Here is a 17,206-nt window from a genome sequence, read left to right on the forward strand (position 1 = left end):
TCATGCCGCTCCCTCGCTTCGCTCGGCGTCGGCGAGTCGGGCGATCACCTCGTCACCGGCGTCGCCGTTGGTCAGCAGCACCACGCCGGTCCCGGCGACGACCCGGCCGACGGTGATCGCCCGGTACCCGGCGGTGGTGCCCCGGTGGGTGTACTCCGTCTCGTCGGCGTCGACCCGGTCGACGGCGCAGCCCAGCCCCCACACGCCACCCCCGCCGGGGGTGAGCATCTCGCCGACGAGGTCCCTGCCGAGCAGGGCGGACTCCCCCCGGTGGGCGCGGTGCAGTTCCCCGTGCAGGCGGGCCAGGTCGGCAGCGGTGGACCAGAGTCCCGCCGCCGCCGGGTCGGCCCGGACCTGCCAGCCGCCGTCGAGGGGTCGGCCGTCGCGGTCGTGGCCGAGGGCCACCGCCCGACCGACCGCCTGGGGGTGGTCCTGGTCGAAGCCGCTGTCGTCCATCCCCACCGGACCGAGGACCAGTTCGGCCATCAGGTCGGCGAAGGGGGTGCCGGTGACGTCGGTGAGCAGCTGCTGCACCACCACGTAGTGGCTGTTGCGTTCCTCGGCGACCCCGCCCGGTTCCCGGATCGGCCGGACCGCCGGGTAGGTCGCCCCGGTCCCGCCGGTGAGCAGGTCCAGGACGGTGGGCAGCGGCCCGCCGCGCGGGTGACCGCTGCTGCCGGTACGGCTCAGTCCGGCGGTGTGCCCGAGCAGGTGCCGCAGGGTCACCGGCCGGTCGCCGGGCACCTGCCAGGACGTCAGGTACCGGTTGACGTCGGTGTCCAGGTCGAGGCGACCCCGGCCGACGAGGGCCAGCACCCCGACGGTGGTGACGTGCTTGCTGATCGAGCCGACCTGGAACACGGTCTGCGGGGTCACCGCATCCCCACCGGGGGTACGGCGTCCGTACGCCCGCTCCTCGATGATCTCCCCGTCGGCGACCCGGACCAGCGTCGCGCCCGGCACCCGGTGGGCTGTCAACGTCGGCGCCAGGGAGGCGGGCAGCGGCCGGGCGGCGGTGGTCGCCCCGCCGGTGGTGACGGTCGCGGCGAGGTCGGCGAGGGTGGGGTCGAGCATCGCGTGGTGCAGCGTCACCGACAGACCCGCCTGGCGGGCGGCGGTGACCACCGGCACCACCAGCAGCGAGTGCCCGCCGAGGGCGAAGAACCTGTCGTGTCGACCGACCTGGTCGACGCCGAGGACGTCGGCCCAGATGTCGGCGAGGGTCCGCTCGGTTCCGGCTCTCGGTGGCTCGTGGGTGTCACCGGCGTCGGACCGGACCGCCGGCAGGGCCCGCAGGTCCACCTTGCCGTTGGCGTTGAGCGGGATGGCGTCGACCGGCACGAACACGGCCGGGACCAGGGCTGACGGCAGCCGCCGGGCACAGTGTTCGGCCAGGTCGTCGGCGTCGCCGACGTGGTGGGCGACGAGTTGGTCGCCGCCGGGGCCGGGCCGGACCGTCACCGCCGCGTCCCGGATCTGCGGGTGTTCGAGCAGGACCGCCCGGATCTCGCCGGGTTCGATCCGGTGGCCCCGGATCTTCACCTGGTCGTCGACCCGGCCCAGCAGGTCCAGCTGCCCCGAGGGCAGCCACCGTCCCCGGTCGCCGGTGCGGTAGAGGCGGGACCCGTCCGGGCCGTACGGGTCGGGGACGAACCGGTCGGCGGTCAGCGCGGGACGGTCGGCGTACCCCCGGGCCAGGCCGGGTCCGCCGAGGTACACCTCGCCGACGACACCGACGGGCACCGGGTTCAGCGACGCGTCGAGCACGTACGTCCGCATCCCGCCGAGGGGTCGACCGACAGGGGCCACCGCTCCGGGCAGGTCCCCGGTGACCGGGAACCTGCTGACCGCCACCGTCGCCTCGGTCGGGCCGTACTCGTTGAGCAGGACCGTGTCCGGGGCGAGGGCCTGCCAGCGGCGGCAGGTCCGGGCGGTCAGCGGCTCCCCGCCGAGGACCAGCATCGGGGTCAGCGCCGCCGCCTGCGAGGCGTCGAGTTGCCCGGCGAGCAGGTCCAGGTGGCTGGGGGTGAGCTTGACGAAGCTGAACGGTCCGGCCTCGGCCAGCCGGGGACCGAGCTCGTCCAGCCCGGCGTCGGCGGGCAGCAGCCACAGCCGTTCCCCGGCGACCAGCGGCGCCCAGATCGTGGTGACCACCATGTCGAAGGCGACGGAGGAGAACAGGGCCGCGCCGCCGGGACGGTCGGCGATCAGCTCCCGGACCGCCCAGCGCAGGTACCCGGCGAGGCTGCCGTGGCTGACCTGCACCCCGTTGGGTCGCCCGGTCGATCCGGAGGTGAACACCACGTACGCGAGCCGGTCCGGGTCGGTGCGCCGGTCGGGGGCGGTGTCCGGGTGGGCGGCGATCGCGTCGGCGTCGGCGTCCACCAGCACCCGGGGCACGTCGGGGCACCTGTCGGCGTACCCGGTGGTGGTGACCAGGACCGTGGCGTGGGCGTCGGCGAGCATCGCGGTGACCCGCGCGGCCGGGTGGGCCGGGTCGACGGGCAGGTACGCCCCACCGGCCTTCCAGACCGCCAGGAGCGTGACGACCAGGTCCTCGCCCCGGTCCAGGAGCACGGCGACCACGTCGTCCGGGCCGACTCCCCGTTCGGTGAGGTGCCGGGCGAGCCGGTTGGCCGCCGACTCCAGGTCGGCGTAGCTCAGCGATCCCACCGCCGGGGCGTGGCCGGCCTCGGCGGCCCGCGCCCGGATCAGGTCGGGGACCAGGGCCGGCGGGTCCTCGTCGGGCGACACCGGCCAGGTGTGGAGGACGTCGTGGCGTTCCCCGTCGGGCAGTGCGAAGGTGCGCGGGTCGCCCTCGGGGTCGGCGGCCAGGTCGGTCAGGGCACACCGGTACAGGGCGGCCAACCGGTCCAGGTCGGCCCGGTCCAGGTGGTCGCTGTCGGTGCTCAACTCCAGGTGCCCGCCGACAGCCGAGACGGCGAGGGCGAACTCGGAGCTGGCGGCGGCGTACCGGGGGCCGGTGTCCACCCGGTCGGCGACCACCTCGTCGAAGTCGAGGTAGCTGAAGTAGACCTCGACCAGTCGGGTTCCGGTGGCGGTCGGTCGGATCGCCGGGGCCGGGTACCGCCGGTAGGACCACATCCCGACCTCCCGGGCGTGCACCTGCCCGACCAGGTCGGTCCAGGTGGAGGCGGTGCGGTCGTACGGGAACGGCAGGGTGTTCAGCGACATGGCGTGGACCAGTTCGCTGCCGGTCACGTCGGGGCGGGTGTGGCAGACCAGTCCACTGGAGAAGGTGGGTTCGTCGGTGAGCCTGCCCAGGACACTCAGGTGCACCGCGTGCAGGACCGCCTTCATCGACACCCGGGACTGTGAGGCCACCGCCCGCAGGCGGGGCTCCACGTCCCGGTACGGCACCCGGGCGGTGTGCCCGGTCCGGGTGGGTAGCGGGGTCGGCCGCCAGGCGGCGGGCATCGTGAACGTGGGGTGCCTGTCGACGACGTCCTGCCAGTACCTGCGCTGGTCCGGGTCGGCCAGGGCGCGCCGCTCCGCGGCGACGAAGTCGGCGAACCGGACGTCGGGCAGCGGGGTCGGCGTGGGCTCGGTGCCGCCGTGCAGCGCCCGGTAGGCGTCGAGGACCTCCACGACCAGGGCGTGCAGGCTCCACCCCTCGACGACCACGTGGCAGATGGTCAGCATCAGCCGCCAGGTCCGGTCGGTCTCGGCCACGGCGGTGAACCGCAGCAGCGGCGCCCGTTCGACGTCGAACGGGGCGTCGTACTCGGTGGCGACCAGTCGACGCAGTGCGGCGTCACGGCCCTCCGGGGCGAGTCCGCGCAGGTCACGCAGGTCGACGGGGACCTGGACCTCGGGGTGGACCAGCTGCATCGGCACCGAGTAGCCGGTCAGGTCGACGCTGGTCCGCAGCACCTCGTGCCGGTTGACCACCCGGTGCACCGCCGCCCGCAGGGTCGGCAGGTCCACCGGTGCGTCGTCGCCGACCAGGAACGAGGTGACGTTGTGGTAGTGGTGCCCGCCGGTGTCGGCGAGCATCTCCACGAGCATCCCGAGCTGCACCTGGGACAGCGGGTACGCGTCGACCAGGCCGTCCGGGAGCGCCGCCCGGTCCGCCGCCGACACCAGGTCGTACGGCTGCACCAGCCGGTCGTCGACGGCCGGTGCGTTCCGCTCGGCGAGGGCCTCCGCGAGTCCGGCCACCGTCTGCCGGTCCACGACGTCGGCGACGGTGACGTCGAGTCCGGCCTCCCGCAGCGCACCGGCCAGCACCAACGCCTTGATCGAGTGTCCGCCGAGGTCGTAGAAGCCCTCGTCGACGTCGACTGTCGACAGACCCAGGACCGTCGCCCAGACCTCGGCGATCCGCGCCTCGACGTCGGTCCTCGGACCGACGACAGGCCGCCTGGGGTCACCGCCGTCGTGGGGGGCCGGCAACGCCCGCCGGTCCAGTTTGCCGCTGTTGTTGCGGGGCACCCGGTCCAGGGCCACGAACGCCGACGGGATCATGTACTCCGGGAGGGTCCGGGACAGCGCGGCCCGCACCCCGTCGAGGGTGTCGGCGTCGGTGACGAGGTAGCCGACCAGCCGGGGGTCGCCCGGGGTGTCCTCACGGAGCACCACCACCGCCTCGGCGACCCCGGGCAGCGCCGACAGGGCTGCCGACACCTCCGCCAGCTCGATCCGGTAGCCGCGCAGCTTCACCTGGTCGTCGAGGCGACCGAGGAACTCCACACTCCCGTCGGGCAGCCGGACACCCAGGTCACCGGTCTGGTACATCCGGGATCCGGGCGGGCCGTACGGGTCGGGGCCGAACCGGGCGGCGGTCAGCGCCGGCTGGTGCAGGTAGCCGTGGGCCACCCCGTGCCCGGCGAGGTGGATCTCCCCGGGTACGCCCAACGGCGCCGGGTGGCCGTGCTGGTCGAGGACGTACATCCGCAGCCCGGCCAGGGGCCTGCCGATCCGGGAACCCACTCCGGGGGCGAGGTCGGCGCGGGTCAGCCGGTGGTAGGTGGAGTAGACCGAGGTCTCGGTGATGCCGTACATGTTGACCAGGGCGATCCGGGCCAGCCCGAGCCGGTCGACCCAGGGCCGCAGCTCGGCGAAGTCCAGCCGTTCCCCGGCGAGGACCACCGCCCGCAGGGCCAGCCGACGCAGTCTCGCGTCACCGTCGGCGGCCAGCCGGACCAGCGCCCGGAACGCCGTCGGGGTCTGGGCGAGCAGTGTGACCTCCTCGTCGACCAGCAGGTCGAGCAGGTCACCCGGGTCCCGGGCCGTCTCCCGGGGGACCACCACGAGCCGGGCCCCGTGCAGCAGGGCACCCCACAGCTCCCACACCGACACGTCGAAGGCGTACGAGTGGAACAGGGCGACGGCGTCGGTGGCGTCGGTGGCGTAGTGCTCCTGGGCGCTGTCGAGCAGCCGCAGCACGTTGGCGTGGCTGACGCAGACCCCCTTCGGCCGTCCCGTCGACCCGGACGTGTAGATCACGTAGACGGGGTCGTCGGCGTCGGTCACCGGCGTCGGGTCGACGGTCGGGTACCCGGTCAGGTCGGTGTCGTCGAGCACCACCAGTTCCCCGGTGGACCCGGCCACCGAGGGGGCCAGGTCGGCGGTGGTGACGACGGTCCGGGCGCGGGCGTCGGTGAGCAGGTGGGCGATCCGGTCGGCCGGCTGCGCCGGGTCCAGCGGCAGGTACGCGGCACCGGCCTTGAGGACCCCGAGCAGGACGGGGACCAGGTCCGGACCCCGGTCGAGGCAGACCCCGACCACGTCGCCCCGGCCCACCCCGACCGTCCGCAGGTGCCCGGCGATCTGGTTGGCGCGGGCGTTGACCTGCCCGTACGTCGCCCGGTCGGTCCCGGCGACGACGGCGAGGGCGTCGGGCGTCTCGGCGGCCAGGGCCTCGAACCGCTGCGCGACGGTGCCGGTGACCGGCTCGTCGGCGCCCCCCTCGACCGCGCCGAGCAGCCGTTCCCGCTCGCCGTGGGGCAGGCAGACGACCTGCGCGTCGCCGGTCGGGTCGGCGAGCATCGCGGTGAGGACCGCCCGGTACATTCCGGCGAGCCGGTCCAGGTTGGCCCGGCTGAGCATCGCCGTCCGGCTGGAGAGCTGGTAGCTGCCCCGGTGGGCGAAGACCGACAGTGCGAACTCGGTTGCGCCGTCCCCGGCGGAGCCCACCACCACCGGCTGCGGGGTGGTCCCGGTGGCCTGGGTCGCGGCGCGGGTGAAGTCCTGGTAGTTGAAGAGGACCTGCAGGAGCCGGGGTCCGGTGTCGCGTTGGATCTCGGCGAGGGGGAACCGCCGGTGCGGCCAGAGTTCGACCTCGGTGTCGAAGACCGCGGTGACCAGGTCCCGCCAGGTCCGGGCGGTGCGGTCGTAGCCGAACGGCACGGTGTTGAGGTACATCCCGTGCACCCGGTCCGCGCCGAGGACCTCCGGGCGGGCGTCGCAGACCAGTCCGGAATGGAACCGGTCCTCGGTGGTGAGCTGGCTGAGCACCTTCAGGTGCACGGCGTGCAGGACCGCCTTCACCGACACCCCGGTCTCGGCGGCGAACCGTTCGACGGGACCGGTCAGGTCGGTGAGGTCGACGGTCGCCGAGACGGGTGCCGGGTCGCCGGGCTCGCCCCACCCGGTCGGCAGGGTGAACCGGTTGTGCCCGTCCACCACCGTCCGCCAGTAGTCCCGGTCCGGTCCGTCGTGCAGGGAGGCCAGTTCGGCGGCGACGAAGTCGGCGTACCGGACGCCGGGCCTGTCGGTCGACTCGGGGGTCCGGCCGTCGGCCAGGTCGGCGTAGGCGGCGAGGAGTTCGGCGAGGAGCTGTGCGGTGCTCCACCCCTCGGTGACCGCGTGGCAGATGGTGAAGGTCAACCACCAGCTGTCGTCGGTGTCCCGGTGTGCGGCGACCCGCAGCAGGGGGGCGGTGGCCAGGTCGAACCGGTCGGCCCGTTCGGCGGCCACGAACTCCTCGAAGAGCCCGGCCTGCTGCCGGGCCGGCACGTCCCGGCCGTCCACGATCCGCACCGGCGGGGTGACCGCCGCGTGGACCAGTTGCAGGGGTACGGAGTATCCGGTCACCGCGAACGACGTACGCAGGATCTCGTGCCTGTCGACGACCAGGGCGACGGCCGCGCGCAACGCCTCGGCGTCGAGGGGCCGGCCGTCGCGGACGTGGTGGGAGATGACGCTGTGGTAGGCGCCCCGGTCTGCGCTGGTGTCCAGCTCGGCGAGCATTCCGAGCTGGGTCCGGGTGGCCGGGTAGGCGTCGGCGAGCCCGTCCGGCAGTGCCGCCCGGTCGGTCGGGTCGAGCAGGGTGAACGGCTCGACCGGGGTGAACACCTCGACCTGCCCGCCGTCGAACGAGGCGACCAGGTCCCGGACCGTCCGGTGGGCGAACACGTCCCGCACCGACGTCGGATGACCCGCCGCACGCAACGCCCCGACCAGGGTCACAGCCAGCATCGAGTCACCACCGAGGTCGAAGAAACTCTCCGTCACCCCGACCACGTCGACACCGAGGACCTGCGCCCAGACCCGGGCCACCGCGGCCTCCCGGTCGTCGGCGGGGCCGACCCTGCCGTCGGTGGGGCGTTCGGCGGTCCCGGGGGCGGGCAGCCGGCGACGGTCGACCTTGCCGTTGGGGTCCAGCGGCACCGCGTCGACCAGGACGTACGAGGAGGGGACGAGCGCCGACGGGAGGTCGTCGCGGAGTCGTTGCCGCACGTATCCCAGCTCGGGCGTCACGCCGGGCTGGGCGACGAGGTAGCCGACCAGGGTGCGTCGCCCGTCGACGTCGACGACTGCGGCGACAGCGTCCCGGACGCCAGGGCAGGCCCGCAACGCCGACTCCACCTCACCCAGCTCGATCCGGACCCCGTGCACCTTCACCTGCGCATCGATCCGACCCAGGAACTCCAGGGTCCCGTCGACACGCCACGCCACCGCATCCCCGGTCCGGTACAACCGCGACCCGGCAGGACCGAAGGGATCCGGCACGAACCGACCCGCCGTCAAGCCACCGGCACCCAGGTAACCCCGACCCACGGCCACCCCACCGACGAACAACTCACCCGGCGCGCCCACCGGCACCGGCTCGAAGGCGTCGTCGAGGACGTACAGCCGTAGGTTCGGGTGGGGGCCGCCGAGCGGGACCCGGGTCGCCCCGGCGAGGGTGTCCGGGTCGCAGCGCCACCCGGTGACGTCGACGGCCGTCTCGGCGGGGCCGTACGTGTTGTGCAGCTCCACCCCGGGGAGGGCGGCCAGGAACGCCCGGGCCAGGTCGACGGGAAGCTCCTCCCCGCCGACGCCGACCGAGCGCAGCGAGGTGCACCCGGTGATCCCCTCGGCGAGCAGCGCCCCGAGCATCGCCGGTACGAGGTGCACCGCGGTGACGCCTTCGGCGACGATCAGGTCACGCAGGTACGCCGGATCGCGGTGCCCACCCGGGCGGGCCACCACCAGCCGCGCCCCCGCCGACAGCGCCGCGTACGTCTCCGCCGGGGACACGTCGAACCCGATCTCGGTCTTCTGGAGCACCACCCCGGACTCGTCGAGGCGGTACACCTCGGGCAGGACGTGCCGGGTGCGGTTGACCAGTCCGGCGTGGGTGACCACTGCCCCCTTGGGGCGGCCGGTGGAGCCGGAGGTGTAGATGACGTAGGCGGCGTTGTCGGGTCCGACGGTGGTGGGGAGGTCGTGGGTCGGCTGGTCGGCGGGGATCTCGTCGACGGTCAGGACCGTCGCCGACACCTCCGGCAACACCGACCGCAACACCTCCGACGTCACCACCACCGACACCGCAGCATCCCCCACCATCAACCCCAACCGCCCCGCCGGATACGACGGATCCAACGGCACATACACCCCACCCGCCTTGTGCACCGCCACCATCGCCACCACCAGATCCACCGACCGATCCAGACACACCCCCACCAACACCTCCGGCCCCACACCCACCGACCGCAACCACCACGCCAACCCGTTCGCCCGACCATTCACCTCCCCATACGACACCGACACCCCATCCACCGACACCGCCACCGCACCCGGACGACCCACCACCACACCCTCGAACGCCGAATGCGCCACCCCCGACCTCGGCACCACCGGACCGGCACCCGCCCGGGACAACCACTCCCGCTCCCCCGACGGCAGACACGCCACCCACGCATCCCCGTCCACATCGGCGAGCATCGACTCCAACACCACCCGGAACATCCCCGCCAACCGCACCAGACCCGCCGCGTCGAACGCCCGCGCGTCGGCGACGAGCCGCAGGCCGGTGGCTCCGGCGCCGACGGAGAGGGCGAACTCGGTGGCGGCTCCCGCCGCGGGCACCGGGACGTCCGCCTCGGGGGCGGCTCCGGGGCGGGGTTCGGTGTAGCCGAAGACGACGTCGACGGGGGACACGTCCGAACCCGTCAACCGGCGCAACGCCGCCAACGGATACCGACGATGCGGCCACAACCCCACCTCACCGTCGAACACCGACCGCACCAACTCCCGCCACGACCCCACACCCCGCACGAACCCGAACGGCAACACATTGATGTACATCCCGTGCACCCGCTCCGCACCCCGCACCTCGGGCCGCGCATCACACACCAACCCCGACGAGAACGCCACCTCGTCAGTCAACTGACTCATCACCTTCAGATGAGCCGCGTGCAACACCGCCTTCACCGGTACGCCGACAGTCGCGGCGGTCGCCCGCAGTGCGTCGGTCAGGTCGGTGAGGTCCACGGTGTGGCGGTGCACCTGCCGGGAGTCCCGCCCGGGTCCGCCGGTTCCGGGGAGGGTGAGCGGGGGTCGACCGGCCAGGACCGTACGCCAGTAGGCGACGTCGTCGGCCGAGTCGAGGGCGGCGCGTTCGGCGGCGACGAAGTCGGCGTACCGCAGTGGGGGCGTGTCGACGGGTGCGGGTGCCGCGCCGCGCCGACGACGGTGGTAGCCGTCGATCAGGTCGGCGAGGAGGAGGTTGAAGTCCCACCCGCCGGTGACCAGGTGGCTGACCGACACGGTGAGCCACCACGCCTGGTCGTCGGCCTGGTGCACGGCCACCCGCAGCAGCGGCGGGGGTTGGGCCGGGTCGAAGGGGCGGTCCCGCTCGGCGGCGACGTACCCGGGGTGTCCGGCGGCGTCGGGGTGCACGGTCACCGGGACGTCGGCGGTGGCGTGCACCAGTTGCAGGGGCACCGACCAGCCGGTCAGGTCGACGGAGGTACGCAGGGTGTCGTGCCGGGCGACCAGGTCCGCCAGGGTGTCCCGCAGGGGCTCGACGGCGAACGGCAGGTCGTCGGGGACCCGCATGGTGTGCACGATGTGGTACGGCGTACCGGTCTGGTCCTTGGCGGCCTCCACCGCCATCCCGATCTGGGCCTGGGTGGCCGGGTAGGCGTCGGCGAGCCCGTCCGGCAGTGCCGCCCGGTCGGTCGGGTCGAGCAGGGTGAACGGCTCGACCGGGGTGAACACCTCGACCTGCCCGCCGTCGAACGAGGCGACCAGGTCCCGGACCGTCCGGTGGGCGAACACGTCCCGCACCGACGTCGGATGACCCGCCGCACGCAACGCCCCGACCAGGGTCACAGCCAGCATCGAGTCACCACCGAGGTCGAAGAAACTCTCCGTCACCCCGACCACGTCGACACCGAGGACCTGCGCCCAGACCTGCGCGACGGCGGCCTCCACCGGGTTGGCGGGGGCCACGTAGGTGCCGGTCGGCTGGTCGGCGGGGGTCGGGGCGGGCAGCTGTCGACGGTCGATCTTGCCGTTCGGGTCGACCGGGACCGCGTCGATCGACAGGTACGCCGTGGGGACCAGGGCCTCCGGCAGCAGGTCGCGGAGGTGGTCCCGGACCGTCTGCGGGTCGGGGGCGGTGGGGGGTTCGGGAAGCAGGTAGCCGGTGAGGACCGGTCGGCCGTCGACGTCGACGACTGCGGCGACAGCGTCCCGGACGCCCGGGCAGGCCCGCAACGCCGACTCCACCTCACCCAGCTCGATCCGGACCCCGTGCACCTTCACCTGCGCATCGATCCGACCCAGGAACTCCAGGGTCCCGTCCACCCGCCACGCCACCGCATCCCCGGTCCGATACAACCGCGACCCCGCAGCACCGAACGGATCCGGCACGAACCGACCCGCCGTCAAGCCACCGGCACCCAGGTAACCCCGACCCACGGCCACCCCACCCACGAACAACTCACCCGGCGCACCCACCGGCACCGGCTCGAAGGCGTCGTCGAGGACCCGGAGGGTGAGGTTGGGGAACGGCCGTCCGAGCGGGACCCGGGCGAGCCCGGTCAGCTCCTCGGTGCAGGCCCAGCTGGTGACGTCCACGGTTGTCTCGGCGGGGCCGTACGTGTTGTGCAGCTCCACCCCCGGGAGGGCGGTCAGGAACGCCCGGGCCAGGTCGACGGGAAGCTCCTCCCCGCCGACGGCCACCGAGCGCAGCGAGGTGCACCCGGTGATCCCCTCGGCGAGGAGGGCGGCGAGGAGGCTGGGGACCAGTTCCACGGCAGTGACGCCCTCGGCGACGATCAGGTCCCGCAGGTACGCCGGATCGCGGTGCCCACCCGGGCGGGCCACCACCAGCCGCGCCCCCGCCGACAGCGCCGCGTACGTCTCCGCCGGCGACACGTCGAACCCGATCTCCGTCTTTTGGAGCACCACCCCGGACCCGTCGAGGCGGTTGACGGTGGGGGCCACGTGGCTGGTCCGGTTGACCAGGCCCGCATGGGTGAGGATCGCGCCCTTCGGGCGACCGGTGGAGCCGGACGTGAAGATCACGTAGGCGGCGTTGTCCGGGTCCACCCGGACCGGTGGGTTCTCGGTGGGAAGGTCGGCGGGGATCTCGTCGACGGTCAGGACCGTCGCCGACACCTCCGGCAACACCGACCGCAACACCTCCGACGTCACCACCACCGACACCGCAGCATCCCCCACCATCAACCCCAACCGCCCCGCCGGATACGACGGATCCAACGGCACATACACCCCACCCGCCTTGTGCACCGCCACCATCGCCACCACCAGATCCACCGACCGATCCAGACACACCCCCACCAACACCTCCGGCCCCACACCCACCGACCGCAACCACCACGCCAACCCGTTCGCCCGACCATTCACCTCCCCATACGACACCGACACCCCATCCACCGACACCGCCACCGCACCCGGACGACCCACCACCACACCCTCGAACGCCGAATGCGCCACCCCCGACCTCGGCACCACCGGACCGGCACCCGCCCGGGACAACCACTCCCGCTCCCCCGACGGCAGACACGCCACCCACGCATCCCCGTCCACATCGGCCAACATCGACTCCAACACCACCCGGAACATCCCCGCCAACCGCACCAGACCCGCCGCGTCGAACGCCCGCGCGTCGCTGACCAGGTCGAGGAAGCCACTGGCGGCGGTGACCTGGAGGGCGAACTCGGTGCCGCCCTCGCCGGCCACCGCCTCGAACCCGACGGACTCCTCACTGTCGGTGTTGGTCCGCCGGAACTCGGTGTAGTCGAAGACGACGTCGACGGGGGACACGTCCGAACCCGTCAACCGGCGCAACGCCGCCAACGGATACCGACGATGCGGCCACAACCCCACCTCACCGTCGAACACCGACCGCACCAACTCCCGCCACGACCCCACACCCCGCACGAACCCGAACGGCAACACATTGATGTACATCCCGTGCACCCGCTCCGCACCCCGCACCTCGGGCCGCGCATCACACACCAACCCCGACGAGAACGCCACCTCGTCAGTCAACTGACTCATCACCTTCAGATGAGCCGCGTGCAACACCGCCTTCGGCGACACCTCCAGGGCGGAGGCCAGGTCGCGCAGCCGCTGGTCGAGGTCCTGGTAGCTGATCCGGTGTCGCAGGGCCACCCCGGGCTCGGCGGTGGGCGTACCCCATCCGGCCGGTGGGGTGAGCTTGGCGTACCCGGAGGTGATCTCCCGCCAGTACGCCTGGTCGGCCTCGGAGTCGAGGGCGGCGCGTTCGGCGGCGACGAAGTCGGCGTACCGGACGGCGACCGGTTCCGGCGACTCGGGGGGCATCCCCACGCAGTGCCGCTCGTAGCAGGAGAGCAGCTCGGCGAGGAGGCTGTTGAGGTCCCATCCGCCGGTGACCAGGTGGCTGACGGACACGGTCAGCCACCATCCGCCGTCGGCGGCGACGTGGGCGCCGACCCGCAGCAGGGGCGGGGGCTGTTCGGGGTCGAACGGCCGGGACCGCTCGGCGTCGACGTACTCCCGCAGTTGGGCCTCGGCCCGTTCCTCGTCGAGCGGGACCACCCGGACGTCGGGCGACGCCCCGGCGTGGACGAGTTGCAGTGGGGTGGCACGGCCGCCCAGGTCGAACGAGGTACGGAGGGTCTCGTGCCGGGCGACCACCTCCTCGACGGCGGTGGTGAGGGCGTCCCGGGTGAACGGCTGGCGGCTGTGCACCCGGAAGCAGCGGACGATGTGGTAGAGGGAGCGGTCCGGGTCCTTCTGCATCTCCGCGAGCATCCCGAGCTGGGCCTGGGTGATCGGGTACGCGTCGGCGAGCCCGTCCGGAAGGGCGGCCCGGTCGGCGGGGGTGAGCTGGGTGAACGGGGCGACCGGCTGGAACTGCGGGGCGGCGGGGGCCTGGGCGGCGCTCAGGTGGGCGGCGAGGGCGGCGACGGTCCGGTGCACGAAGACGTCGCGTACCCCGACCGGGTGCCCGGCGAGGCGCAGTGCCCCGACCAGCGCGACGGCCCGCAGAGAGTCACCGCCGAGGTCGAAGAAGCTGTCGGTGACCCCGACGGTGTCCAGGGAGAGCACCTCGGTCCAGATGTCGGCGAGCTGCCGCTCCAGGTCGGTGCGGGGTGCCACCTGCTCCCTGGTCTCCGGAACGACGGAGGCGGCGAGGGCCACCCGGTCGACCTTGCCGTTGGCGTTGAGCGGGATCGCGTCCACGGCGACCAGGTCGGCGGGGACCAGGTACTCCGGCAGGTGCCTGACACACTCCTGCCGTACCCGCTCGACGAGCCCCGCGTCGGGGCGTTCCGGCAGGTAGAAGGCGAGCAGGCGGGGTTCTCCGGTGGCGGTGCCGACGGCGGCCACCGCGTCGGCGACCCCGTCGACAGCGGCGATGACGGTCTCGATCTCGCCGAGTTCGATCCGGTAGCCACGGATCTTCACCTGGTCGTCCACCCGACCGACGAACTCCACCACCCCGTCGGCCAACCGGCGGGTCAGATCCCCCGTCCGGTACAACCGGGAACCCGCCGGACCGTACGGATCCGGCACGAACCGACCCGCCGTCAAACCGGGCTGACCGGCGTACCCCCGGGCCACCCCGACACCACCGACGTACAGCTCACCGGTCACCCCGATCGGGGCGAGGTTGAGGTGCGCGTCGAGGACGTACATCCGCAGGCCGGGTAGGGCCCGGCCGATGGGGACGACGGGAAGGGTCTGCTCCACCCGGACCGGGTAGGTGCAGGTGCCGATGCTGACCTCGGTCGGCCCGTACTCGTTGATCAACCGGCCGGGGCCGAGCAGTCCCAGCCACCGGTTGGCCACCGCCGCCGACAGACCTTCGCCGGCGGCCACCACCACTGACGCCAGTCCGGAGGCCTCCGCGTCGGACACCTGTCCACCCAGGATCTCCAGGTGGCTCGGCGTCAACTTCAGGAAACTGAACGGCCCCGCCGCCACCAGGGTCCGACCCAGCTCCGCCAGGTCCAGGTCCTGGTCCACCATGAACACCCGCTGACCCACCACCAACGGCGCCCACAGATTCGGCACCTGAAGGTCGAACGCCACCGACGAGAACACCGCCGAACCACCAGAACCCGCACCCGCCAGGACCTCGGCCGCCCACCGGACATGGTTCGCCAGACCCCGCTGCGTGACCTGCACACCCTTCGGCCGACCCGTCGAACCCGACGTGAAGATCACATACGCCAGGTCGTCGAGGTCGACCACGCCGGGCAGACTGATGGACGGGTCGGGTGCCGGGGCCTCCTCGACGACAAGGACGTCGACGTCGGCGGGGAACCTGTCGGCGTACCGGGACCCGGCGAGGACCCGGGTGGCTCCGGCGTCGGCGAGGATCGCCTCGATCCGACCGGCCGGGTACGACGGGTCCACCGGCACGTACGCGCCGCCCGCCTTCCACACCCCGAGCATCGCCGCCACCAGGTCGGGGCCACGGTCGGCGAGGACCCCGACCACGTCGCCCCGGCCGACGCCCCGCGACACCAGCCACCCGGCGATCCCGGTCGCGGAGGCGTCCAGGTCGGCGAAGGACACACCGTTGACAGCCTCCGCCGACGGCACCCGCGACACCTGCTCGGAGAACCACCCCGACACCGACGACGACACCGGCTCCACCACCGACGCGTCGTCACCCGCCACCACCGACACCTCACCCACCGGCAGACACACCACCCGGGCATCCCCACCCGGATCGGCCACCATCGCCTCCAACACCGCCCGGTACATCCCACCGAGGCGCAGGACGTTGGGGTAGCTGACGACGTGGGGGCGGCTGAGGATGCTCAACGTCCCGTCGAGGGTGGAGACGTGCAGGTCGAACTCGCTGGACGCCTCGTAGATGGCGTCGTCGAACCCGACCCGGTCGGTGTCGACCTGCTCGAAGTCGAGGTAGTTGAACAGGGTCGCCAGCGGTCGTTCACCGCCGGTGAACCGTTGCAGGGCGGGCAGCGGGTAGTGCCGGTGCGGCCACAGCTCCAACTCGGACTCGAAGGTCTCCCGGATCAGGTCCGCCCAGGTACGCCCCGAACCCCGGTGCAGGAACGGCAGGGTGTTCAGGTGCATGCCGTACACCCGGTCGGCACCGGTCACCTCGGGTCGGCCGTGGCAGACCAGTCCGCTGGTGAAGACGGCGTCACCGGTGAGCTGGCTGAGGACCTTCAGGTGGGCGGCGAGCAGCACGCTCTTGAGGGAGGTGTCGGTCCGGCTGGCGACCTCCTTCAACCCGTCGAGCAGGTCGTGCAGCGCGACCCTGGTGCCGCACTGGAACTCGGGTTCGGAGTCGGGGGCACCCCATCCGCTGGGCAGGGCGAACCGGGGCTGCTCCACCACGCCCCGCCAGTACGCCTCGTCGTCCTCGGAGCGCAGGGCGGCGAGTTCGGCGGCGACGAAGTCGGCGTACCGGACCGGCAGGGGGGCGAAGTCCAGGGGGCTACCGGTGTCGCGTACCTGCCGGTACTCGTCGAGGATCTCCATGAGGAGCCCGTGGTGGCTCCAGCCTTCGAGGATGCCGTGCGACATGGTCAGGACGAACCACCAGTCGGTCCCCTCCCCGATCACCCCGGCCACCCGGATCTGCGGGACCTCCTCCGGCGCGAACGGGGCGGCCCGTTCGGCGGCCAGGTAGCCGCGCAGCCCCGCCTCGACGTCGGTGCCCCGCAGGTCGAGAATGCGCACCTCGAAGGGCACGTCGGCGTGGACGAGTTGCAGGGGCGTGGAGTACCCGTCCAGGCGGAACGACGTCCGCAGGATCTCGTGCCTGTCGACGACGGTCCGGACGGCCCGACGCAGGGCGTCGGGGGCGAGGGCCGCTCCGTCGTGGATCGGGAAGGCCGACACGTTGTGGTACGTGTGCCTGTCGGTGTCGGTGAGGATCTTGACGAGCATCCCGAGCTGCACCTGACCGATCGGGTACGCGTCGGCGAGCCCGTCCGGGAGGGCGGCCCGGTCGGCGGGGTCGAGCTGGGTGAACGGGGCGACCGGCTGGAACTGCGGGGCGGCGGGGGCCTGGGCGGCGCTCAGGTGGGCGGCGAGGGCGGCGACGGTCCGGTGCACGAACACGTCCCGGACGCCTGCCGGGAACCCGGCCGTCCGCAGCGCCCCGACCAGGGCGATGGCGCTGATCGAGTGGCCGCCGAGGTCGAAGAAGCTGTCGGTGACCCCGACGGTGTCCAGGGAGAGCACCTCGGCCCAGATATCGGCGAGTTGCCGCTCCAGGTCGGTGCGGGGTGCCACCTGCTCCCTGGCCTCGGGGACGACCGAGGCGGCCAGGGCCACCCGGTCGACCTTGCCGTTGGCGTTGAGCGGGATCGCGTCCACGGCGACCAGGTCGGCGGGGATCAGATAGTCGGGCAGGTGCCTGGTGCACTCCTGCCGTACCCGCTCGACGAGTTCCGCGTCGGGACCCTCCGGGAGGTAGCAGCCGACGAGTCGGGGCTCCCCGGCCTCCGGGGTGAGGACCAGGGCG

1 protein-coding gene (cut by a window edge) is annotated in these 17,206 nt (G+C 73.0%); it reads right to left on the minus strand.

Annotated elements, in window-relative coordinates; genetic code table 11:
• A protein-coding gene (locus WHN02_RS21120; RefSeq protein ID WP_434740434.1) for a non-ribosomal peptide synthase/polyketide synthase crosses the window boundary here: on the minus strand, window positions 1–17,206 show its 3' portion. It continues 5,936 nt past the right edge of the window; 17,206 of the gene's 23,142 nt are visible here — the last part of the coding sequence; its start codon lies beyond the right edge, outside the window; the stop codon is at window positions 1–3.

The organism is Micromonospora sp. SH-82, assembly GCF_051132485.1.
Lineage (GTDB): Bacteria > Actinomycetota > Actinomycetes > Mycobacteriales > Micromonosporaceae > Micromonospora.